Consider the following 22660-nt stretch of genomic DNA (forward strand, 5'->3'; position numbering starts at 1 on the left):
GATTTATACTACCAGGGTTCTGGATCAGGAGTTGTCCACTTGACCTACTTCGTTTTTTATCTGTGCGCTTTACCGCTAAAAACATAATATCATCAAAGTCGTCCTAGAAGGACGAGGCTTTAGACCCAGGTTTTTGGTAAACAGCCGCGAGTAAATTCCTGAGTCTGCTTGAAACTGGACTTCTGCGAAATAAATTGGGCTTTCTTCTGTTTCCGGAAGAAATACACCATCGATTCGGAAAGCGGTTTGTTTGATTTCAACTGATGAGAATTCATACCCTGTGGCATTTTCGGGAGAATTACCAATTAATTCAAAGAATATATCGGGGAATTCTTGAAATAGGCGATAAAATATGCTGTCTGTTTTCACTAATCGGTGTATTTCAATGCAGAGTTATGTTGATTTTTTAAATTACCACACTTTCACAGCCCATCTGCAATTGAAGGTTTTGGAGGGCGATCGCAATTAGATACGATAAATAGTAATACAAAAGCTCCTATTTGGATAGGTATAGGGCAATGGTGCGACTAAAATTTTGGCAATGGCTCGTCTTAGCAACTCCCATCGCAACCATCATCACTTTCTTACTGGTATCAGCAGGGTTGCAAATTCACCAGTGGGGGCTGAACTGGATTTGGGGTGTGTTTATCCTGGTGTTTGTCGGCTGGCGTTGGCTGCTGGTACAATGGACTCGCCCTGCGATCGCGCAAGTAGAATCTGTGATGGCAGAGGTGAGCAAAGAATTAGAGTCTGCCACGGGTGATATAATTCCTTCAGAGCAAACTGATACAACCAAGCAAGCTGAAGCCGCACTCCAAGAAATACTGCAAGCATCAGGGAGCGATCGCCCGATTTGGGAAGATTGGCAAACATTTTGGCAGCGTTGTCAAGCCCTTGTTGTTGCCATTGCCAATATTTATTATCCAGAAGTTAAATATCCTCTGTTGAATATCTATGTTCCTCAAGCTTACACTTTGATTCGAGGTACGGTAGATGCCATGGATCAGTGGATGCAAAAATTATCTCCGGCTCTGAATCAAGTTACAGTTGGGCAAGCATTCCAAGCTTATGAAATGTACCAGAAATTGGAACCTTCAGCCAAGAAACTATTACGAGCTTGGAACTTGGCACAGTGGCTCTTAAATCCAGTCGCAGCAATTGCAAACCAAGCCAGTCAAGGTTACAGTAACCAAGCAAATCAGCAACTACTGGTAAATTTAAGCCAGTTACTCAGAGAAGCAGCACTGAGAAATCTGTGTCAGCAGGCGATCGCTCTCTATAGTGGTAAATTACCTGTTGTCGAATCTGCTGTGATTCCGCCACCTCCCACCACTAGCAAAACCCAAACTTTGCGAGACATCCTCGCCCAAGCCGAACCCGTCGAAGTCGTCGAGCAAAAACCCGTAAATATTTTATTAGTAGGACGAACTGGAGCCGGGAAAAGCAGCTTGATTAATACCCTATTTCAAGCAGATTTAGCAGCAGTTGATGTATTACCTAGCACTGATAAAATTCAGAATTATCACTGGCAAGCACCAGAAGGCGCAAGCTTAAACCTTTGGGATACGCCTGGTTACGAACAAGTCAACCGTAATGACTTAAGAACACTTGTGCTTGATTATGCCAATAATGCAGACTTGCTGCTACTAGTCACCCCAGCCCTTGATCCGGCTCTGCAAATGGATGTGGACTTTCTGCAAGACATGAAAGAAGAAGTTGCAGACTTGCCTGCAATTGCCATTGTTACCCAAGTTGACCGCCTGCGTCCGATCCGCGAATGGCAACCCCCCTATGATTGGCAATGGGGAGAACGACCAAAAGAAGTGGCAATTCGGGAAGCAACGCAGTATCGCGCTCAACAGTTGGGTGATTTTTGTAACCGAGTTTTGCCAGTGGTGACGGGAGACAGCAACACAAATCGGAGTGCTTGGGGGATAGATGCCTTATCTTTGGTGTTAATTGATGCGATCGCACCAGCCAAACAATTGCGTCTAGCTCGGTTTTTGCGTAACCTAGAGGCTAGAACTGTTGCTGCTGCTAAAATCATCGACCACTACACCTTCCAAATGGCAACAACTCAAGGACTGACAGCATTACTCAAAAGTCCAATTCTCCAATTTATTTCTACCCTGTCAACTGGATCTCCCACTTTGGCGAATCTGCTTGCACAGAAAATCCCCGCTGAACAGCTACCAATTGTGATTGGTAAATTGCAGATGGGATATGACTTATTTTTACTCTCCAGTACCGATAAAACACTGAAGTTTGATTTATTAGCTTTGTGGCCGTTACTATTGGAAAACTCTGGCTCACCTGATCAAAATGCTAGGGCTTTTGGTCATGCATTAATAGAATACTGGACTCAGAATTTGAACGTAGAACAATTACGACAGCGCTTTGGCTATTATTTGAGTGTGCATTAATACATCTGATTTTTAAAATTTCTCTAACCCCAAGTCCCCAAATGGGGACAAGGGAGACAAGGAGGACAACTTCTCAGTTATCAGTTAACAGTTACCAGTTAACAGTTACCAGTTACCAGTTTAATTTGATCACTGATCACTGATAACTGATTCATGCCCCATGACCAATTTGCCCATGTGGTGGAGTATTATAGCGGTTCTCGACCTAGTGAGGTACGTTTTCAAAGCTATTAACTTTATTAAGAAGGATTGGGGTATACCTCAGTTGCTTAGGAAACGCTATAGTATGCAATACGGTTCAGTTAAGGCTAAAAACTAAAACTAGCGTAGGTTGGGGAGCCAGTGCGTTGCGGGGGTCCCAAGAGTTGTAGCACCTGGCGTTTGAGGAATGTAGACGCGCCCTGCGCGGCTGATCGCAGAGTAACCCAACATTATCAAGGCTTTGTTGGGTTTCGCTTGCGCTCAACCCAACCTACATTTCTTCTTAACTGAACCGTATTGTATTAGTATGGCCACTTCCAATTGACGATTTCGGGCTTATCCATTCCGTGTTCGTAGGCGTAGTTACGGCAAGAAATTTGCTCATCTTTGAGCATTTCTTTGACATGAGCGCCTGCAACTTTGAGTTTAGGAATCCGATCAATAACATCGATCGCAATACTAAAACGATCAATTTGATTTTGGATCGCTAGCTCTAATGGTGTGTTAATATTACCTTTTTCTTTGTAACCACGCACGTGCATATTGTTGTGGTTGTGACGACGGTAAGCTAGGCGGTGAATTAACCAGGGATAGCCGTGGAAGTTAAAGATCACTGGTTTATCGAGAGTAAATAGACTATCAAAATCGCGATCGCTCAAACCGTGGGGATGTTCTGTATCCGGTTGTAACCTAAACAAGTCAATCACGTTCACAAACCGAATTTTCAAGTCAGGGAAATTATCTCTCAACAAAACCGATGCTGCAAGTGCTTCTAAAGTCGGAATATCACCCGCACACGCCAGTACTACATCTGGTTCTTCACCAGCATCTGTACTCGCCCACTCCCAAATATCTATACCCTTGGTACAATTACGGATCGCAGTTTCTATGTCATGATACTGCAAATGTAGTTGTTTGTCAGACACGATCACATTAATATAGTTTTCGCTCCGCAGACAGTGATCAGCAACTGACAGCAGTGAGTTGACATCAGGCGGAAGATAGATGCGAACCACCTCTGGAGTCTTGTTGAGTATCACATCCAAAAAACCCGGATCTTGGTGAGTGAAGCCATTGTGGTCTTGTCGCCAAACCGTAGAAGTAATCAGGATGTTGAGCGACGAAACATTTGCTCGCCAACTAATATGATTGGAAATTTCTAGCCATTTGGCGTGCTGACCGACCATTGAGTCAATGATATGAGCAAAGGCTTCGTAGGTGGAGAAGAAACCATGACGACCAGTGAGCAAATAGCCTTCTAGCCAACCTTCCAAGGTGTGTTCACTCAGCATCTCCATGACGCGACCATCGGGAGAAAGTTCACCACCGTCAGCATCTTCGGGTAAATACCCTGCAATCCAGAACTTTTTGCTGGCTTCGTAAATCGCACTCAGCTTATTAGAGGTGTTTTCGTCAGGCCCAAATACCCGGAAACTGTTCATATTGGCCTTCATGACATCACGCAGGAAAACACCCAGAGGTTTGGTATTTTCCGCCTGAATTTGTCCAGGTTTTTCCAGATCAACGCCATACTTGCGGTAGTCGGGTAATTTCAGAGAGCGGCGTAACACACCACCATTTGCATAAGGAGTTGATCCCAAACGTTTTAAATCAGTGGGTGCAGTATCTTTGATTTCTGCTACTAAAGTACCATTGGCATCAAAGAGTTCTTCTGGCTTGTAGCTGTGCATCCATTCTTCCAAAAGTCTCAGATGCTCTGGATTATTATGCATTCCTCCCATCGGTACTTGATGAGCGCGCCAGAAACCTTCTACTTTGTGTCCGTCTACTTCTTGGGGACCAGTCCAACCTTTGGGAGTACGCATCACAATCATTGGCCAGCGAGGACGACTCGGAACACCACTACTACGAGCTTCCTGCTGAATTTTGTGAATTTCTGATATGCAATGATCCAGTGTTGCAGCCATTGCTTGATGCATACTTTCAGGATCAGATCCTTCCACAAAGTAGGGAGTGTAGCCATAGCCCTTAAACAAATCTTCTAGTTCTGTGTGGCTGACACGAGACAAAATGGTAGGATTATTAATCTTGTAGCCATTCAGGTGCAAAATCGGTAACACTGCACCGTCGCGAATGGGATTGATGAATTTGTTAGAATGCCAAGAAGTTGCTAAAGGCCCAGTTTCGGCTTCTCCGTCTCCAACGAGTGCTGCAACAATCAGGTTGGGATTATCAAATGCAGCACCATGAGCATGGGATAGACTGTAACCGAGTTCGCCCCCTTCGTGAATAGAACCAGGAGTTTCAGGAGTACAATGACTACCAACTCCACCAGGGAAAGAGAATTGCTGGAAAAACCGCTTCATTCCCTCTTCGTCTTCGCTACAGTCGGAAAAGTAGTTGGAATAGCTACCCTCTAAATAGCAAGGTCCAAGGAATCCAGGCGCACCGTGACCAGGCCCTACTATATACAACATGTCCTGATCAAATTTTTTGATCACCCGGTTAAGGTGGGTGTAAAGAAAACTGATTCCTGGACTAGAACCCCAATGTCCCAGCAAGCGGTGTTTGATATGTTCAGGTTTGAGAGGCTCTTTTAGCAATGGGTTATCCCGCAGATAAATCATCCCCACAGCTAAATAGTTGGCTGCACGCCAGAAGGCGTGCATCTTGCGGAGTTCATCAGAATTGATGGGCGCACCCTCAACTGTTGATCGTGCTTTACCGTAACAGCTAATAGAGTTAATTTCTTCGGAGGTTGGTTTTTGGGGTGTTGCTACCATTTTTTTGCACCTTTGTAATTTAATTTGGAATTCGTAATTAAATCTCTAAGTAAGTCGGCACAATGTAGAGACGAGCCATGGCGCGTCTCTACTAGTTAGGGTTGTCGTTTGCCATTGGTCAGAGTTTGGTGCATGTTTACTTTTCGTAACTCGCGTTATGTTTATTCAAGCCGACTTACCTAGCATTGCAATTAAGAATGCTTTTGTAGTGATTGCACTTTCAGGAAGAAAATCTTAACTATCTTTAGATAGAAATAATGCAGGAAAGACGAAATCTTTGCCTAATTAAATAGGTAAATACGCCTCACTCAACTGCTTGCTTTAATTATTTGTTCCTGATCTAGGTTAACGACAAGCAAACGCTCTTATTCTATCAAGCGCAATCCTATATGATTTATGCGAATCACAAAGCTCAGATCCTAGAATTATTGAAGAAGTTGGGGATCTTGTCTCTAATTTATTTTTTAAGTTCGCCCAAGGCAGATAAACTACTAAATATTTAAATATTGCCAAGAACTGGTGTAATTTTTATTAAAATATTTTAATCAGGGTAATGATAATTATCAAGTAATCTTATGTGATAAGCTTTTCTTAACCAAAAATTTTCAATTTTTTAATTAAAATCTTTGTCACAGACAATTCTTATCTTTTGTTTGTAATAAGCGGCTCTAGCCTTGATTTTGAGGACTAAAGTCCTCACTACAAACTTAAAATAATACAATAGTTATGACAATAGCAAATTACCAATTTTATTATTCTTGCGATGGCGATCGCACTCAGGCTGTAATCCTTTTTTTGCATGGGTTTATGGGTGACAGCCATGAATTTGATGAAGCCATACAATTGCTAAATCATGATTTTTCTTGTCTAACAGTGGATTTACCAGGACATGGAAATACAAAAGTTTTGGGAAGTGAAGATTTCTACACAATGACAAACACTGCTCAGGCTTTAATTGAATTATTAGATTATTTACAAATTAATCAATGCTTTTTAGTTGGTTATTCTATGGGTGGTAGATTAGCTTTATATCTCACTTTGTATTTTCCCCATAGATTTCCTAAAGTTGTTCTAGAATCTGCGTCTCCTGGTTTACGAACAGCAGCAGAACGTCAAGAAAGAATCAAACGGGATGGACAAATTGCGAGAAAACTAGAAAGGTGTCTTGACAAAAATGATTTTATCGCTTTTTTACGAAATTGGTATCAACAGCCAATTTTTGGGAATATCAAAAATCATCCACAATTTCAGCATTTGCTAGAAATCAGAACACAAAATAACTCTATAGAATTAGCGAAGTCCCTACGGTTTATGGGTACTGGCTGTCAACCTTCTTTATGGGAAAAACTCAAAGATAATGTCAATGATTTATTATTACTAGTTGGTGAAAATGATGAAAAGTTTATAGATATCAATCAACAAATGGCTAAAATATGTCAATATTGCCAGCTAAAAATAGTTAGTAATGCCAGTCATAATATTCATTTTGAAAAGCCAAAGGATTTTGTAGAGAATATTAAGATTTTTCTGAATACATAGTTAGTATTTCACCCCTTAGCACTTTTTAATTCTTCCTGTAGCATTTTCTGATAAATCTTAGGTAAAAGAGGACTCACAGAATTAGTTTCAATACCATATCCTAAACTTGTCCAGGTGGGAGATAGTCGCCGCAAAACATCATTTATTTTTCCCTGACGTAGTAACTGGGAAATATTCACTCCCCAAAATTGAGAATCATTCAACCAACTATGTACAACTGTATCTTGATATTCTGGTTCAAAACTGTAATGAACCCAAAACATCATTCGCATTGGTTTTGGATGATATTTGGGTGCGATCGCAAACCAAGTTGTGTTGATGATTTGGTATCTCCCGGCGGCTGTCGAACAATTACCTTTGTTGGGACCGACAACAATTGTCACACACTTTTGTGGATGGCGACTGAGATCATTAACATGTTCTCCACCATACAAAAGCGAGTAAGGACGATTACCACTAGCTTCACTAGCTGAGATAGTTCGCATTAAGGCGCGGATATAGGGATCACCACCTTTCATCACTAAGGGTGGTTGTCTGTTACTAAATATAGGATCACGACGCGATCGCAAATCACCGACAACATACCACTGGAATAAATACACAAAGATTAGTAAAGCAGCCAGTGGCCCAATGAATTTTTCAACGCCTTTAAATTGCAAGCCTTTCAGAGTTCAACTCCTTCACAAATTGGTCATTAGTCATTGGTCACTAATAATTGATCTTACAAATGACAAATGACTAATGACTAATGACAATTAAATTTTGTTTCAAACCACACCTGCAAATAACTCGCCAAAGCTTTTCGATGCAGCTTCTGGTTTTGCTACAACCTCTACAATTTTATTTCGTGCTGCTGGCTCAAATAAGGCTTCTATGCAAACTTGAGCAACTTTTTGTCGAGGAATACTACCGTCAAACAAAGTATCCGCATTTTGCATGACGATGGAATCAGTATTGTCTTCATTCTTAAGACCACCTGGTCTGACAATTGTGTAAGTCAAACCACTTTTTTGCACATATTCCTCAGCTTGTTTTTTCCACACCAAAATTAGCCAGAACAAGTTTAGAGGATGGAAAAATTGCGAAGCAGCCAAAGAAGAAACCATGACAAAATGTTCTATTCCCTTAGCTTTGGCAGCATCGACTAAATTTTTATTCCCTTCGTAATCTACTTTATAGGGGCCTGTAGGATCAAAGCTAGGTTTTGCTCCTGTGGCAGATAAAACAACTGTACTATCTCCCAAAGCAGCAGCTAGACTTTGTTGATCTAACACATCACCTTTTACTAACTCTACTTCACCAGGCAAAATACTCCTTGCTTTCTCGACATCGCGCACCAAAGCGCGAACCGGAATATTTCGCGCCATCAGTTCTTGTACGATGCGACGACCTGTTTCTCCTGTTGCTCCTGCGACAAAAGCTTTCATTTTCTACGTTATCCTGGGAAACTAGTATGTCTTATTTCTGTCTCTATTGTAGAGATTCGATGAAATTTATGATTTATTTTTAAGTTTTCGGTCAAAATGTACATCCAGTACGAAATCTTGCACTTACTTCGGGAAATATTAATTTAGACAAATAAAAAAATATACAAAAATCTTATGCTTTCAAAAAACCAAGAATATCAATCTATAGAATCATTTGAGTCCTTAGAATCAACAGAAGTTGTTTTGTCTGTGGCATCATCGATCGCAGAAAATGAAGTAGTACATATAGAGAACTCTGTAGGCACAACTACGATGTTTTGCGGTCGTTATCAAGACAAGATGGAAATGTATGCTTCTGCTGACACAGTTGCTGAGTATTTAGATAATCATGCTAGTTGGTTTTCCCGTTGTGCCGAACCGATGAAAGTAGAATCACTGGGGGAAAATGGTTATACGTTGGTAATTGGTCGCTTTGGGTCTTTTGGTTATGAAGTGGAACCAAAAGTTGGTTTAGAACTGCTTCCTCCAGAGGATCGTGTTTACCGCATTCGTACAGTTCCGATTCCCGGTTATCAAGCTCCTGGTTATGAAGTAGACTATAATTCTTCGCTACAGCTAATAGAAATTCAAGAATCCTCAATTTCTACTATTTCCAGTGAAATAACAACAGTAGAGTGGGAATTGGATTTAAAAGTCTACATCAACTTTCCTAAGTTTATTCAGCGACTACCCAAATCTTTAGTTCAATCTACAGGCGATCGCGTACTTCATCAAATTATCCGCCAAGTCTCCCGTCGCTTAACTCGCAAAGTTCAAGAAGATTTTCATCAGTCTTTGGGTATAGAATTACCAGCCAATGTCAATAAAAATAAATGAGTCAAGAGTCAATAGTCCAGAGTCAATTTTCAATAGTCCAAAGTTTTTACCCTTGATCCTTGATTATTGACCATTGACCCTTGACTATTGACTAAGCATTAGTCAGAATTTTTTGCACAATTTGCATACCTGTGATGGCTTGCCAAGTAAACAGACCCAAAAGGGTAAAGTTCAGCAAAATATGAGTAACACGGGCCCAATTTGCCCCTTTTTGCATATAGGGAGATAAAGCAGCAGAAAAGGCAATTGTACCAGTCATACCCAGCCCTGCTAGTAGGTGTGGGGCCACGAACAACTTACCATTATTAATGTAGGTGACAGCCATCCCACCAATAGAGCCTGCCACCATAAATGCCAATAGTATAGAACCGATTTGGTAGTGTCTGACGTTGTATCTACCTTTAATCAATTCTTTCTTTTGTTCACCTTGGGAATTTCTGGTACGCTGTACTTGCAGCCCTAAATAGGCAGCATATACAGATACTAGTAATAACGCCCACATCATGATTGGGTGGAAAAACTGCGACCAGTATTTTACCGATGGTGATAATTCCAGATTCATTGCCTTTGCCCCTATTCTTAAATCTTCATAAAAATTAGCATAACCTTTATTATTGACTCTTGACCCTTGACGATGGACTATTGTAGAGACGCGATTAATCGCGTCTCTAATGACCAATGACCAATGACCAATGACCAATGACGCTTTACTGCTAAAGGCTGTTAAAACTGGTGATATTAAGCAAGTGCAGGCGCTACTGGCTGCGGGTGCAGCACCTGATGTGAGCGATCGCGAAGGTACAACGGCGTTGATGTTTGCTGCTAATTTTGGCTATACGGAAATTGCGCGATCGCTTCTCAATTATGGGGCTAATCTCAATTTACACAGAAAACGCTACGGTTTAACAGCTTTGATGTTGGCTGCGAGTGCTAAGAGTCTTGACATTGTGCGACTTTTAGTATCTAGGGGTGCAGATGTTAATGCTACTAATGAAGATGGTAGTACGGCTTTGATGGCAGCAGCACTTAAAGGGTATGCGGAGGTGGTACAAGTCTTACTAGCTGCGGGTGCAGATGTCAATGTCAAAGATAACGATGATGATACTGCTTTGAAAGTAGCACTCAAGCAAGGACATGTTGCTGTTGTGCAAGCAATTGTATCAGTCAGTACAGATATTAATGCCCAGGATGAAGAAGGTGAAACCCCGTTGATGCTAGCAGCAGATTTGGGAGATTTGCCCATTGTACAAGCATTGTTGGCAGCGGGAGCAGATGCGAAACTGCAAAATCGCGATCGCACCACGGCACTATCAGCAGCAGTTGCAGCTGGACATAGTGCGATCGCAGCCTGTTTACTAGATGCAGGCGCTGATGTCAATTTCCCAGATCAAGATGGTGAAACTGCTTTGCACCTAGCGGTTGTGGAAGGTTATACCGATGTAGTGGAAGTATTACTCAGCCGGGGTGCAAATGTGCAAATGAGAAATAACCTCGGCGATACACCTTTGCTTGTTGCAGCATTACAAGGACACAACCAAATAGTCGAAATGCTACTGCGGTACGGAGCAGATGCAAATGTGAGAAACTTTGGTGAACTACCTCTAACGTTGGCAGTCACCCAAGGACACAGTGAAATAGTACAGATATTGTTAGAGTTTGGTGCTAATCCCAACATCCCCGCAGATGACGGTAAAACACCGTTAATCAAAGCCGCAGAACGCGATCGCACTGGCGTTATCCAGCAGCTACTAGCCAAAGGTGCAGATGTCAATTTTCAAGACTCAGCCAAAGCAACAGCCTTAATGTGGGCAACTTCACGGAGTTATACAAAAACTGTGCAACTATTGTTACAAGCAGGTGCAGACGTAAATTTAAAAAATCAAGGCGGCTATACAGCTTTGATGTTAGCAGAGTTTAATGGTTATCGAGATATAGCACACCTGTTGCGAGCAGCCGGGACGGTGGATTGAATAAGGGACAAGGGAGACTTATCAGTTATCAGTTATCAGTTATCAGTTATCAAATTAAACTGCTCACTGTTAACTGTTAACTGATTCATCCCCAATCCCCATTACCCCTTATCCCCAGAGGGGACCCCACCTGCCCCTTATACCCAAAGGGGACCCCTACCTTCCCCAAACCCTAATTTCAAAACAGAATACTGAAAAAAAAAGTAAAAATTGAGACTTTCTTTTGATTGCATGTAAAAATTACACCAAAAGATAGTTCTTTTGTGTGCATAAGTTAGTTTTGCTTACACCCAATACATAATTCCTACAAACACAAAACTATGAGCGAAAATAATTCTTCACTAGAAAACAATGATCGCTTGCCTTTGCGATCGCCAGAAGAAGTAGATTTAAATTATTTCAATGCTTTTAGAGGGCCAGATGATCAGGGAGGCTTACCGCTTAAAGATATCAAACGCTTATTCTACAAGATGGTAATTGTAGATAATGAGAGTTTTGTGGATGCGGAAACTATTAAAGTTCCAGGATTTATTGGTATTTCCGATCAACCGCAAGTTTCAGATCCCCAAGGTAATATAGTCTCTGGCTACGAAGATGTTCTCAAGTTTCTAGATAAATACGGTCTTTTAGTTTGTACTTTTCAATACAATAAAGACAGGTATGGTAAGGTAATTGATTTGCGCTGGCCTCCCAATGATCAGGAACAGTATGAGTTGATGGAGATTTTCATCAAAAATGAGGGACACCACTCTGGTGCGATCGTACCAGCCCAGAACTTTGCAGGGGAAAGAGCATTTGCCAGCTTCAACGAACCTGATATGTATCACAATGGGATGTATGGTAACGATGGCTTTGTGGCTGTTGCCCAACGTTTAGTGTTTCCTGAGTTTGTCACGCCAGAACAATCTCGTGGTTATACTGACAGTATCATCTGTTGGATGGCATTAATTAATCCATTTGTGCAATTTGCGGCTAATGATTTTAATGGTGGTGATCCTACCCGTGTTTGCTCCCGCTCCACACTTAAAGAATTTTTGCAAAATTGCGCCCTTGCTAGCCTTGGTGATCCAGAAGCACTAGAATTTCTTAGCCGTCCAGAAAATACAGCCTACTGTGCGGAGTTTATTTATATTAGCCTGAATACACCTGTTTACCCTTTTAACAAGCAAGGTTTGACTTTGCTCTTAGATGGCGATGAAGCAAAAGCATTAGAGATACTTAAATTCCAAGAACATCAAAATCATAGACGAGAAAATATTCTCAGCTTCAAAACCGGTAATCCGCAATTTAAAGCTTTTAATATTCAGATGCCATTAGTACCAGCAGATTTACCACCTTTAGATGTACTAATGTCTAAGCATGGACAAAATATTGATCCCAACAGTATTCCTTTTCCACCTTTTAAATTATCGCAAGTACTGCGTCGTGCTTTCCGTACATTGCTTCCCCGCAGTAAAGCCAAGAACAATCCAAAAATAGTGCAAGCACAAGTTAAACTGTTTGGATATATAGAGCCTTTGATTATGAGGCAATTAGGTATTGGTGTTTATAATCCCCAACCTGTACCTGCACCCGTACCACCAATAGTAGTACCTGCGCCAGAACCCCCAAATCCTCCCGCTTCTGGTAAGAAATCTGCAAATAATACTCCTAACACTTCTCCTCAACCAAGTCCCCAACCTATCCCTCAGCCCGAACCTCAACCCGAACCTCAACCCCAAGAAGATCCCAGAATACCTGCGGTTCGCGAATTTATCAAATTTGTGCAAGCAAAATTACAACAGCAATACGATAGCGATGCAGAATTTGATAGTACTTTCGATGCAATCATGGAAAAAGCAGATAGTCTGGTAGTAAATAGCGACTTAAAATACTTTGTACCACCGCGTATTTACATAGATTTAGGACAAAATGACGGTGATGATAATTTACCAAAAAGTTGGGGTTTTGGACTGGAAACTGTAGGTGCATTGATTTATCGGGGAGCAATTAAAGGCACTTCCCAACCTGCTACTGAGACTCCTCAGCAGTTTTCACAACAAGCAGCACAGGATTCTCAACCTCGTACCAGGCAACAACCAAACAAGTCAAAAGTTTGAAATACTTTTAATTTGATATAGCATTCCTAAATCATTCGCGAGAGACAAGATCCCCGACTTCTCAAGCTGACTATATGTGGGATTCACCCATCAGACAACGCGCCGCGTATCGTGCAAAAGCTGAAGAAATTAATGTTAGCCGCACGGCTGTTTACAAAATTCCAGATATAATCGCCGCCCTAATTTTATTCTAGAGCGGTGATTGTTTGTATTTGCGATCTCACAAATGTGAGAATTAAACAACATTTGCAACAATTTCTGTTGCCTCTTGCAAAATTTCCTCTAGGTGAGCTTCGCTCTTAAAGCTTTCAGCATAGACTTTGCATACATTTTCTGTACCAGAGGGACGAGCTGCAAACCAGCCGTTTTCTGTTGTCACCTTCAATCCACCAATTGGGGCGTTGTTACTGGGAGCATTGGTTAATTTGGCAGTAATGCGATCGCCACCCAGGGTGGAGGCTTTCACATCTTCCGGCGCGAGTTTACCTAGACGCGCTTTTTGTTCTGGCGAAGCGGGAGAATCGATCCGTTTATAGAATGGTTTGCCCAATTTTGCCGTTAAATCTTGATAGTGCAAACCAGGATCTTTACCTGTACGTGCTGTAATTTCAGCTGCAAGCAGATCCATAATTATACCATCTTTATCTGTTGTCCAGACGGTTCCATCCTTACGCAGGAAAGAAGCGCCGGCACTTTCTTCACCACCAAAGCCAAAGGAACCATCAAGCAACCCGTCTACAAACCACTTAAAGCCGACGGGTACTTCACAAACTTGCCGTCCAATCTCTTTCCCAACTCGGTCAATCATGCTACTACTGACCAAAGTTTTGCCGATCGCACTTGTTGCTGGCCAGCCACTACGATTAGTAAATAAATACCAAATCGCTACCGATAAAAAGTGATTGGGGTTCATCAATCCAACGCTGGGGGTGACGATACCGTGGCGATCTGAGTCTGTGTCATTACCAAAGGCAATATCGTAGTCATCTTTAAACTTGACTAAGCCAGCCATGGCGTAGGGTGATGAGCAGTCCATGCGGATTTTGCCGTCCCAATCTACGCTCATGAAGCGGAAAGTCGGATCAACGGTGTTGTTAACTACGGTAATATTTAAACCATAACGTTCAGCGATCGGTTGCCAGTAGGCAATATTTGATCCACCCAATGGATCAACACCGATGCGGATACCAGAGGATCTAATTACGTCGATATCAACAATATTTTCGAGATCGTTGACGTAGGGAGTAATAAAGTCAAAATAGTGAGTCGTGGCTGCTTGTAGCGCCGATTCATAGGCAATTCGGTTCACATCCCGGTTATTATTTGCCATCAACTCATTGGCGCGGTTTTGAATCCATTTAGTAATTTCAGGTTCTGCCGGTCCACCGGAAGGTGGGTTGTATTTAAAACCACCATCACTTGGGGGGTTATGAGATGGGGTAATAATGATCCCGTCTGCTAAATTACTAGTTCTACCTTTGTTGTAGGTGAGGATGGCATGGGATACTGCTGGTGTCGGTGTGTATTGTGCATAACCTTCACCTGCGGCGATATAAACTTCTACATTGTTCACTGCTAAGACTTCTAACGCAGACTTTTGAGCAGGAGCTGAGAGGGCGTGTGTATCCATACCCATGTACAGCGGCCCATTAATACCCTGGCTCTTGCGATATTCAGCAACCGCTTGAGATACTGCAAGAATATGGTCTTCATTGAATGTGCCATTGGTAGAAGTACCACGATGGCCTGATGTTCCAAAACTCACACGTTGTAGTGGATTATTCGGAGCCGGGTGAACCGTGTAGTACTGATCCAAAAGCTGTTCAACATTAATCAAAATGTCGGCTGGAGCAGGTTTACCAGCCAAGGGATTAGTTTGTTCTGTCGCTGTTGTCTGCATTGGCGCTCGACCTATGCTCCTATGGTTTGGCTACGTCCAGAATACCGTGAAACTATGCCAAAACAACCATCCTTATAGAAGAGAAGAGAGGGAAAGACGCCGAGAATCTCTAAAAATATTCCTCGTTTCACCGTGTCCCCGTGTCCCTTGTGTCTCCGTGTCCTCCTGTCCAAATTCAATTACTCCTCTGTTTCAAGTATTTCCTTTGCTTTTAATAGTTCTTTGTAATGTTCTTCATTGACTTTGGGATATCCCAAGTTGAGGGATTTCATTTTCTCGTAGAGAAAATAAGCTACAGAAATGCGTGTAAACCATTTATGGTCGGCTGGGATAATATGCCAAGGCGCCCATTCTGTATTGGTATGATTAAAAACATCTTCATAGGCTTTCATATATTCATCCCAGAATTGCCCTTCTTTGGCATCACTGGTTGAAAATTTCCAGTTTTTTTCAGGAAGCTCAATTCGCTTCAAAAAGCGTTTTTTCTGCTCTTCTTTTGAAACGTTGAGGAAAAATTTCAGCACTACTATGCCATTATTAACAAGATATTTTTCAAAGTTATTTATCTCTTCAAACCGTTGTTGCCAAATGTGGTTATCTTTTGTTTGGGGAGGTAGCTTTTGCTTGGTGAGGAGTTCTGGATGGACACGCACCACTAGCACTTCTTCGTAGTAAGAACGATTGAAAATCCCGATGCGTCCCCGTTCTGGTAAAGCTTTGAACGATCGCCACAAATAATCATGATCTAGCTCCTCGGCTGAAGGGGCTTTAAAACTAAACACTTGAAAACCTTGAGGATTAAGCCCTGACATGACATGTTTAATAGTGCTATCTTTTCCAGCAGCATCTAAAGCCTGAAGCACAATCAGCAAAGCATAAGTGTCTTGAGCGTAAAGCATATCCTGATACTTCGCTAACTCCTTGACGCCCCATTGTAATAGCTCTTTGGCTTCACTTTTTCGGAAATCGCTTTTGTAGTCTGGGTCAAAGTCTTTCATACTGATCTTTGTACCAGGCTTGACGATCATAGTTTGGGGATTCAAGCGAGTCACGAAGTCTGCGTAAGTCATAACAGTAATCTTTTTATCTATAAATAACCTTCTTTTTCAGCAAATTTGCGTAATCTTGGTAAGCACTGACGTTGATAAAAACTGCTCAAAGTAGAAACTGGTAAATTATATTCTGCTGATAATTCCTTCCAGCCTACCTCTGGTGGTAAGCGTTTCAAAATTAACACTTGACAATTTACATGGGGGTGTCCTTGAATATGAAGGTTGCGTAGTTCTCCATCAATATCTTCTTGGACCCATGACTTCACCGTTTCTAAAATTGGAGGTACATCAGGAGAAGCAGGTAACTTATCTTCAGGATATATAGTTTCAATGCGATCGCCAGAAGCAGACTGATTAATACTGGGAAGGGCTTTTTTAGCATTTTCCTCCCGTTGTTGAGTGTAAAAATCTTGCAGTCTCCATCTCAGATAAGCATTCAACCAGGTAATCACAGATCCCCGCGTCGGATCATATGCTTTACAAATATTGGCACAGAAGTACAACCACGTCTGTTGCAGCGCATCTTGATAATAAGGCGTACTCTCTTTCCAAAGTTTGCCACTACTCAAGCGAATAATTTGTGTCAGTCGTTTCTGACGCTGCGGGCTTCCAACCGGATGTCCACAGGCTTCATCAACTAAGCGTCGTAAGTTTTCCTCCAATGTTTGCATAATACTTTTCGTGAACACAGCAAGCCTTTTCTAAGTATTGCGTAGAATTGGCATTTGGGATCGGGGAAAGGGGATCGGGGAAAGGGAAAGAGAAATTCCCCCTTGTCCCCCTTGTCCCCCTTGTCCCTCTTACCAATTTTGAATTTTGAATTTTGAATTGAGATGTCGCCCGATCCCCAATTAAACTACAACCCGATCCAAGAAAGAAGCACTCGCCACCAAGAAATACTAACCTGACCGTTGAGGTTCATTTTTTTACGGATATCTTGAATATTCCAATTGGTTAGTTTAGCAAGAGTTTGTGCTTCTTGTTCAAAGCGTTTTCCTAAAGATCGTTTGTATTCTCTCCCTGCTTGACATTTTGCTTCACCTGTGAATGGATGTTGCAAAATATAACGTCCTTGGAAGTTTTCACGGTGAGATGTTTCTTGAAAGATTAAATCTTCGGGAAATTTGTCGCGGGTGTAGCGGACGTGGAGACGAGTGATAAAAACGTTGTTGGAAACAATGGAAGGACGAAAAGGTGCTGACTGATTAATATTTGGAGGGAAATCATTTAACCAAAAGACGCCTGCTTCTTTGAGTTCTTCTGAGTTTAGCGGTTCAGCAGAACAGGGATCACAACTACCCATATCCCAAGCGTATTCTAAAAATCCTACTTTCCGGTCTTCTTTGGTGTAAGCAGTTTGGAACATAGATTTATAAAATTCGCCAAATTCATTTTTGATAAACAAGGGAATATTCGCATCAGAAGGAACTTTGACGGTGCGGTAGTTGGTAAGTTCTGCTTGTCCTTTAGGCGAAAGAATATAAACTATTAAATCTTGATCTGTTGCAGCATTGATCATACCCAAACGAATTGGCAGCATGAATTTGGGCGACTGGTAAGATATTTGCAATGGACGCAAGTTTTGATAGCCCGTCTGGTCAAATTTTTCTAGATTGACTTTAGCCACAAAAAACTTCATCTGTTGGCGAATGTAGGGTTTAAGTAACTGTTTCGCCCCTCTGGGAATTTTGTAGCCGTTACGAATTAGCCAAGTTTCCAACCCACCCGATTCTTTAGCACTCAAAATGACAATATCGTATTCACCAACGTTAAACCGTGCTTCAACAGTCACACCCAAATTCTCATTGCTGTTTCTTCTCTGTCCCTGACTTTCTGCTGATGGTACTGGCGCAGCTTGCGGCATAACTCGATCATATACGGGTTCGCAAGGATCAGAATCATAATACTCTACTAATCGCGGGGCGCTAAAAGCATCCAAACGTTCGATAATTTTAGGATTACCAACACGTACTTGTTCTTTTTGGATAACAGTAGGTACAGGTACAACGATCGCAAAATCTTTCACATCACCTTGATAGTCATTAGCCATCGTCAACACAGTGCGGTCGCCACTATGTGCGATCGCCACCTGCGAAGCCTTGTTATATAATTTCGTATCGGCTTTAGCAACATAAAAACCGCAAAAAGCCCAAGCTGTAGGTGCAAAACAAAATACAACCGCAAATATCAGCAGTAACGAAATCAAGAATCTTAAGTGTTTCATAATTCAAGTTCTTAAGTGGTTAGGCAAAATTAAATTCGAGGGATCAGGGAACGGGTATGGAGAAGAGACTTGTTAAATAAATAATTCTTCCTTGTCCCCCATGTCCCCCATCCCCACCCCCCACCCAAAACGAGGTGCTTCCCAAATCACATCCAATAGCACCGTCAAGGGCGCTAGGGTAAATAATGCCCAGAAAACAGCAGTAGAGAGAAAGAAATAATTCCGTAAAATAAAAGTCAATATGGCGATGCATATTGCCCAAACTACACGCGCCATACGGGCATTAGGAATTGAGCGAGGATCTGTTACCATGAACAAGGCAAACAGTAGCAAAGATCCGCTCATTAAGCGGTGCAAATAAACATCCCAAGTCCAACCCAAATAAAAATTACGCATTGCTTCTAAGACAGCATATGCACCCAAAAAAGCAGCTGTCGTGTCCCAACGTCCGACTCTTTTGAGAATCAAGCCACCAGTTCCAGCAAATAACAACCCATACCACCAATCTTCACCCCACTGTCCTGGAGAAACCCAAGCATCGGGGGTGAGTATTAAGGCTGAGATAATGCCAAAATTGGCAGGATTGAAAAAATGTTTATCGCCTATTTTAAAGACAAATTTACTGGCGATCGCAACTACTGCTGCAAATACCATTGTTGTCCAATGGTCAGCCCGCAACAATAAGCTAAGTCCCAAAGCAGTAATTAAAGGACTGCGAAGATTTGTTATTTGTCCCTTGTCATTAGTCCTTTGTTCTTGACCAATAAATTTTGTTAATCGACCAATGACCAATGACAATAACCATTGTGTTGACAGACAGGTGACTATTATGACTGCAATCCACTCTGATCTTAATGTCCAATCTCTTGTACCAATTCCCAGTACTAGAAACAAAGACAGAAAAAGAATTTGATAATCGCGAATATCTCGTATACCTTTGAACACCATTACCCGTTAATTCAGGGATTATGCTTAGATTTGTTCTAATCTAGACGGGTAAAAGCTAAAACTATGGCGTTGTTACAGAATTTGTTACACAAGGAGGTAGAAAAATGCGGTGTTGCTGAATAATGGGATGATTGAGGCTGACGCGGAGACGCAAAGACACGGAGACACGGTGATTATTGAGTCATGCAAATACCAAAATCATCCTGCAATTATGCAACACTAAGAAATGCATTTTAAGGTTTGCAGGTTGATGCGATCGCACAGTTTACTTACGGGCTTGCGGGCAATATTATGGGTATGCACTGTGAATAAATTAATTTTTGTAAAATAGAAATTAACAGCACGTATATTCATAAATGCAGCTTTATCCTTTATTTCCGCTTTTACATCCCATTCTTAAACCAACTTTTCCGAGTTGTCTGTGGGGAGGTGAGTGCAATTCTCAAGCGATCGCTCTATCGTTTGATGATGGTCCTCATCCGCAATACACACCCCGACTATTAGAAGTTTTAGATCGTTACCAAGTTACAGCAAATTTTTTTTGGTTGGGTGCTTGTGTCAATCGTTCGCCCAGTCTAGCAAAAGAAGTGTGCGATCGCGGACATTGGATCGGGCTGCATGGTTACTATCATCATAATTTTCCTCTACTCTCGCCTCATGAACTCAAAGACAGCCTAGAAAGAACTCAAGCCGTCATTTATGATGCTTGCGAACTGCAACCAACACAAGTACGTGATGTTAGACCTCCTAACGGCTTATTTACACCTAAAACATTAAACCTATTACAACAGTGGAATTATCGATCTGTAATGTGGACTGTAGTACCAGAAGATTGGGTACGACCCGGAGTTAACACAGTAGTACAGCGAGTTCTACAACACGTAAAAAGCGGCTCTATTATCGTTTTGCATGATGGTGTTTGTGGCGGGGAAGATGTCGCCGAAATTACTAATTTACTTATCCCCAAATTACTTCAACAAGGCTACCACTTTGTAACTATAGACACATTGTGGCAGCAAACTCTGGAATTAAAAATTTAGTCAGAAGGCGTGAGGTGTATGTTCAGTAATTCTTAACCATCAACAAATGACAAATGACTATTGACCCTTAACTCTTGACTCTTGCCACTTTTGATCAGTTTTTGTATCGGGACTGGAAGTTGATGAAGGTTCATCTGTCCCCAACATATTATGTATATCGCTTAGGGAACTAGGCTTTGTCGCTGGCTCTTGTGATGCACTTGCACACTCAATTAGGTCTTCTACTTGACAATTGAGTGCTTTACAAAACTTAATAATTCTTTCGATTTGTTCTGTACCAGTTCTACCACTTTCCCAATTTTGAATAGTGCTTTCTGTCACGCCCACAAGACGCGATAACTCCAGCTGAGTTAGCCCTGCTTTTTCCCGCAGAAAAGCGATGTTTGGTTTTGCTTTCCGTTTCACAGCCACAGCACTTTTGATTTACCTTTAGTCGTAGATCCTAACATCAAAAAAATGTAGCTGGCATCAAAAAAAATCTAGTGGCTAAAAAATTTAACCCAGCTCTTGACTACACCCAAGTTTTTTGGTTAAAAATATTAGGTATGAGGTTGACTACCACCTCACATCTCTTGCAAAATAAATTTTGAGAAGAGATTGAAGTAGAAGTTGAAGGGCGAAAGCCTTGGTAACTGGGTCTTAGGAATTCTGAAAGCTCTTGTTCAAATTCACTGAATCCCTAATCTCTAGTCTCTACTCCTCCTTATATCTGAGGGTAGATAAAGCCCAACCAAACTTTTTCCCAAAAATCTTTTAGACGAATCCGGAATCGAGAACTTAGACTTTGTAGCTCTCATTAACAAAACAAAAACACGACAGAGAAACCAAAAACAACTTCTAAAGGTCAAAAATCAATAACCGAATGAAGAGTCAAAGGTGTAAATTCTCTAACTAAAAACACACAACACGCAAACAACACACTATACACAAAGGTCTAAAAAAATGTTGAACAAGTCTTTTGCTTTCGGTTTACTGGCTGCTGGTTTGATGATTGCTCCTGGTGCAGCTTTGGCTGATGTTCAAAGCAACCAACAAAATGCGACTCAAAATGGTGCAGCGGCTGGTTATGGTAACACAGTTGTTAACAGCGCTGACCAAACAGCAATCCAAGGTATCACCAAGATTAAGAATGGCGCTTCCTGTACTGGTAGCTACAACGCTCAAATTTCTGGTCAAAACGTCGCACAAAATGGTGCTGCTGTTGGTACTGCTAACACCGTAGCCAACCAAGCTAGCCAAGGTGCTTTGCAAAACGCCACCGAAATTGCTAACGGTATTCACAACTGCTACTAAGCTTGATTGAGTTCAGGATTGGGATGATGGTAGTAAGAGCGCATCCCAACTGAAAACACAAAATACACACATAAATCCCAATACACAAAGGTCTAAAAAAATGTTGAAGAAATCTTTTGCTTTCGGTTTACTGGCTGCTGGTTTGATGATTGCTCCTGGTGCAGCTTTGGCTGATGTTCAAAACAGCCAACAAAATGCGACTCAAAATGGTGCGGCTGTTGGTGTTGGTAACACAGTTGTGAATGACGCTACTCAAACAAATATCCAAGATATAACCAAAATTAAGAATGGTGCTTCTTGTCATGGTAGCTACAACGCTCAAATTTCTGGTCAAAACGTGGAACAAAATGGTGCTGCTGTTGGTACTGCTAACACCGTAGTCAACCGAGCTAGCCAAGGCGCTCTACAAAACGCAACCGAAATCGCTAACGGTATCCACAACTGCTACTAAGTTTTACTAAATCTCAAGGGATGATGCAACAGATAGGTAGCTCATCCCCAACAAAAAATCACAACACGCAACACCCAATACACACAATTAATGAGGTCTAAAAAACAATGTTGAAGAAATCTTTTGCTTTCGGTTTACTGGCTGCTGGTTTGATGATTGCTCCTGGTGCAGCTTTGGCTGATGTTCAAAGCAACCAACAAAATGCGACTCAAAATGGTGCGGCGGCTGGTTTTGGTAATACAGTTGTTAACAGCGCTGACCAAACAGCTATCCAAGGTATCACCAAGATTAAGAATGGCGCTTCCTGTACTGGTAGCTACAACGCTCAAATTTCTGGTCAAAACGTAGAACAAAATGGTGCTGCTGTTGGTACTGCTAACACCGTAGCCAACCAAGCTAGCCAAGGTGCTTTGCAAAACGCCACCGAAATTGCTAACGGTATCCACAACTGCTATTAAGTTTTTAAGTTTTAT

At 41.7% G+C, this 22660-nt stretch carries 19 protein-coding genes and 1 pseudogene; 9 read left to right on the top strand and 11 right to left on the bottom strand.

Annotation, left to right across the window (positions count from 1 at the left end; all coding sequences use genetic code 11):
• Positions 1-132 precede the first annotated feature (132 nt).
• Positions 133-369, bottom strand: a pseudogene (locus tag ACE1AT_RS03980) (Rpn family recombination-promoting nuclease/putative transposase); the annotation flags it as partial.
• Positions 370-518: 149 nt separating this feature from the next.
• Between ACE1AT_RS03980 and ACE1AT_RS03985 the strand changes: the two are divergent.
• On the top strand, positions 519-2423 hold the full coding sequence (locus ACE1AT_RS03985; RefSeq protein ID WP_374866006.1) for a GTPase family protein: 1905 nt from the start codon (positions 519-521) through the stop codon (positions 2421-2423).
• 503 nt (positions 2424-2926) lie between these two features.
• Here the strand turns inward: ACE1AT_RS03985 and ACE1AT_RS03990 are convergent.
• Positions 2927-5368, bottom strand: coding sequence for a phosphoketolase (locus tag ACE1AT_RS03990; protein ID WP_374866007.1), 2442 nt, complete (start codon positions 5366-5368; stop codon positions 2927-2929).
• Between the two features lie 726 nt (positions 5369-6094).
• On the opposite strand from ACE1AT_RS03990, the gene menH reads away from it, so the two are divergent.
• A complete protein-coding gene (gene menH / locus ACE1AT_RS03995) occupies positions 6095-6907 on the top strand; it encodes a 2-succinyl-6-hydroxy-2,4-cyclohexadiene-1-carboxylate synthase (protein WP_374866008.1) in 813 nt (270 codons plus the stop codon).
• 8 nt (positions 6908-6915) lie between these two features.
• Here menH and ACE1AT_RS04000 read toward each other — a convergent pair whose 3' ends face one another.
• Together ACE1AT_RS04000 and ACE1AT_RS04005 are read right to left on the bottom strand one after the other, a co-directional pair.
• Positions 6916-7566: a glycoside hydrolase gene (locus ACE1AT_RS04000; protein WP_374866009.1), complete on the bottom strand. Its 651-nt coding sequence runs from the start codon at positions 7564-7566 to the stop codon at positions 6916-6918.
• Between the two features lie 108 nt (positions 7567-7674).
• Positions 7675-8334: an SDR family oxidoreductase gene (locus tag ACE1AT_RS04005; RefSeq protein ID WP_374866010.1), complete on the bottom strand. Its 660-nt coding sequence runs from the start codon at positions 8332-8334 to the stop codon at positions 7675-7677.
• A gap of 174 nt (positions 8335-8508) precedes the next feature.
• Here ACE1AT_RS04005 and ACE1AT_RS04010 point away from each other — a divergent pair, with 174 nt between their 5' ends.
• On the top strand, positions 8509-9210 hold the full coding sequence (locus ACE1AT_RS04010) for a DUF1997 domain-containing protein (RefSeq protein ID WP_374866011.1): 702 nt from the start codon (positions 8509-8511) through the stop codon (positions 9208-9210).
• Between the two features lie 91 nt (positions 9211-9301).
• On the opposite strand, the gene ACE1AT_RS04015 is transcribed toward ACE1AT_RS04010, so the two are convergent.
• Positions 9302-9772, bottom strand: a complete 471-nt coding sequence (locus tag ACE1AT_RS04015; protein ID WP_374866024.1) for a DUF4079 domain-containing protein — start codon at positions 9770-9772, stop codon at positions 9302-9304.
• A gap of 130 nt (positions 9773-9902) precedes the next feature.
• Here ACE1AT_RS04015 and ACE1AT_RS04020 point away from each other — a divergent pair, with 130 nt between their 5' ends.
• Together ACE1AT_RS04020 and ACE1AT_RS04025 are read left to right on the top strand one after the other, a co-directional pair.
• Positions 9903-11180: an ankyrin repeat domain-containing protein gene (locus ACE1AT_RS04020; RefSeq protein ID WP_374866012.1), complete on the top strand. Its 1278-nt coding sequence runs from the start codon at positions 9903-9905 to the stop codon at positions 11178-11180.
• Positions 11181-11500: 320 nt separating this feature from the next.
• Positions 11501-13279 carry a hypothetical protein gene (locus ACE1AT_RS04025; protein ID WP_374866013.1) on the top strand — a complete coding sequence of 593 codons (1779 nt, stop codon included), beginning with the start codon at positions 11501-11503 and terminating at the stop codon, positions 13277-13279.
• Positions 13280-13514: 235 nt separating this feature from the next.
• On the opposite strand, the gene pgm is transcribed toward ACE1AT_RS04025, so the two are convergent.
• The 5 genes from pgm to ACE1AT_RS04050 all read right to left on the bottom strand — a co-directional run bounded on the left by pgm (position 13515) and on the right by ACE1AT_RS04050 (position 19403).
• Positions 13515-15179: a phosphoglucomutase (alpha-D-glucose-1,6-bisphosphate-dependent) gene (gene pgm, locus ACE1AT_RS04030; protein WP_374866014.1), complete on the bottom strand. Its 1665-nt coding sequence runs from the start codon at positions 15177-15179 to the stop codon at positions 13515-13517.
• 179 nt (positions 15180-15358) lie between these two features.
• A complete protein-coding gene (locus tag ACE1AT_RS04035) occupies positions 15359-16249 on the bottom strand; it encodes a polyphosphate kinase 2 family protein (RefSeq protein WP_374866015.1) in 891 nt (296 codons plus the stop codon).
• A 17-nt stretch (positions 16250-16266) separates the two neighbouring features.
• Entirely contained in the window at positions 16267-16902 is a 636-nt protein-coding gene (locus tag ACE1AT_RS04040; RefSeq protein WP_374866016.1) for a sigma-70 family RNA polymerase sigma factor, read from the bottom strand.
• A 185-nt stretch (positions 16903-17087) separates the two neighbouring features.
• Positions 17088-18455 carry a DUF2330 domain-containing protein gene (locus tag ACE1AT_RS04045; protein WP_374866017.1) on the bottom strand — a complete coding sequence of 456 codons (1368 nt, stop codon included), beginning with the start codon at positions 18453-18455 and terminating at the stop codon, positions 17088-17090.
• Between the two features lie 72 nt (positions 18456-18527).
• Positions 18528-19403, bottom strand: a complete 876-nt coding sequence (locus ACE1AT_RS04050) for an RnfABCDGE type electron transport complex subunit D (protein WP_374866018.1) — start codon at positions 19401-19403, stop codon at positions 18528-18530.
• A 356-nt stretch (positions 19404-19759) separates the two neighbouring features.
• Here ACE1AT_RS04050 and ACE1AT_RS04055 point away from each other — a divergent pair, with 356 nt between their 5' ends.
• Positions 19760-20443, top strand: coding sequence for a polysaccharide deacetylase family protein (locus tag ACE1AT_RS04055; protein WP_374866019.1), 684 nt, complete (start codon positions 19760-19762; stop codon positions 20441-20443).
• A 57-nt stretch (positions 20444-20500) separates the two neighbouring features.
• Here the strand turns inward: ACE1AT_RS04055 and ACE1AT_RS04060 are convergent, their stop codons facing one another.
• On the bottom strand, positions 20501-20848 hold the full coding sequence (locus tag ACE1AT_RS04060; RefSeq protein WP_374866020.1) for a helix-turn-helix transcriptional regulator: 348 nt from the start codon (positions 20846-20848) through the stop codon (positions 20501-20503).
• A gap of 537 nt (positions 20849-21385) precedes the next feature.
• On the opposite strand from ACE1AT_RS04060, the gene ACE1AT_RS04065 reads away from it, so the two are divergent.
• From ACE1AT_RS04065 to ACE1AT_RS04075, 3 genes are all read left to right on the top strand, one after another.
• A complete protein-coding gene (locus tag ACE1AT_RS04065) occupies positions 21386-21736 on the top strand; it encodes a filamentous hemagglutinin (protein WP_374866021.1) in 351 nt (116 codons plus the stop codon).
• Positions 21737-21836: 100 nt separating this feature from the next.
• A complete protein-coding gene (locus tag ACE1AT_RS04070; protein ID WP_374866022.1) occupies positions 21837-22187 on the top strand; it encodes a filamentous hemagglutinin in 351 nt (116 codons plus the stop codon).
• Positions 22188-22294: 107 nt separating this feature from the next.
• The gene (locus ACE1AT_RS04075) at positions 22295-22645 is read left to right on the top strand and encodes a filamentous hemagglutinin (RefSeq protein WP_374866023.1); all 351 of its coding nucleotides are present in this window, start codon (positions 22295-22297) and stop codon (positions 22643-22645) included.
• Positions 22646-22660 lie beyond the last annotated feature (15 nt).

It is taken from the genome of Pelatocladus sp. BLCC-F211, from assembly GCF_041928655.1.
Taxonomy (GTDB): Bacteria; Cyanobacteriota; Cyanobacteriia; order Cyanobacteriales; family Nostocaceae; genus Pelatocladus.

What these genes read in the sequence shown, in the direction of transcription:
- menH (WP_374866008.1), top strand. Translation starts at nt 6,095, where the DNA reads ATGACAATAGCAAATTACCAATTTTATTATTCTTGCGATGGCGATCGC.
- ACE1AT_RS04050 (WP_374866018.1), bottom strand. Translation starts at nt 19,403, where the DNA reads ATGGTGTTCAAAGGTATACGAGATATTCGCGATTATCAAATTCTTTTT.
- ACE1AT_RS04025 (WP_374866013.1), top strand. Translation starts at nt 11,501, where the DNA reads ATGAGCGAAAATAATTCTTCACTAGAAAACAATGATCGCTTGCCTTTG.
- ACE1AT_RS04055 (WP_374866019.1), top strand. Translation starts at nt 19,760, where the DNA reads ATGCAGCTTTATCCTTTATTTCCGCTTTTACATCCCATTCTTAAACCA.
- ACE1AT_RS04005 (WP_374866010.1), bottom strand. Translation starts at nt 8,334, where the DNA reads ATGAAAGCTTTTGTCGCAGGAGCAACAGGAGAAACAGGTCGTCGCATC.
- ACE1AT_RS04035 (WP_374866015.1), bottom strand. Translation starts at nt 16,249, where the DNA reads ATGACTTACGCAGACTTCGTGACTCGCTTGAATCCCCAAACTATGATC.
- ACE1AT_RS04070 (WP_374866022.1), top strand. Translation starts at nt 21,837, where the DNA reads ATGTTGAAGAAATCTTTTGCTTTCGGTTTACTGGCTGCTGGTTTGATG.
- ACE1AT_RS04015 (WP_374866024.1), bottom strand. Translation starts at nt 9,772, where the DNA reads ATGAATCTGGAATTATCACCATCGGTAAAATACTGGTCGCAGTTTTTC.
- ACE1AT_RS03990 (WP_374866007.1), bottom strand. Translation starts at nt 5,368, where the DNA reads ATGGTAGCAACACCCCAAAAACCAACCTCCGAAGAAATTAACTCTATT.
- ACE1AT_RS04020 (WP_374866012.1), top strand. Translation starts at nt 9,903, where the DNA reads ATGACCAATGACGCTTTACTGCTAAAGGCTGTTAAAACTGGTGATATT.
- pgm (WP_374866014.1), bottom strand. Translation starts at nt 15,179, where the DNA reads ATGCAGACAACAGCGACAGAACAAACTAATCCCTTGGCTGGTAAACCT.
- ACE1AT_RS04010 (WP_374866011.1), top strand. Translation starts at nt 8,509, where the DNA reads ATGCTTTCAAAAAACCAAGAATATCAATCTATAGAATCATTTGAGTCC.
- ACE1AT_RS03985 (WP_374866006.1), top strand. Translation starts at nt 519, where the DNA reads ATGGTGCGACTAAAATTTTGGCAATGGCTCGTCTTAGCAACTCCCATC.
- ACE1AT_RS04075 (WP_374866023.1), top strand. Translation starts at nt 22,295, where the DNA reads ATGTTGAAGAAATCTTTTGCTTTCGGTTTACTGGCTGCTGGTTTGATG.
- ACE1AT_RS04040 (WP_374866016.1), bottom strand. Translation starts at nt 16,902, where the DNA reads ATGCAAACATTGGAGGAAAACTTACGACGCTTAGTTGATGAAGCCTGT.
- ACE1AT_RS04045 (WP_374866017.1), bottom strand. Translation starts at nt 18,455, where the DNA reads ATGAAACACTTAAGATTCTTGATTTCGTTACTGCTGATATTTGCGGTT.
- ACE1AT_RS04065 (WP_374866021.1), top strand. Translation starts at nt 21,386, where the DNA reads ATGTTGAACAAGTCTTTTGCTTTCGGTTTACTGGCTGCTGGTTTGATG.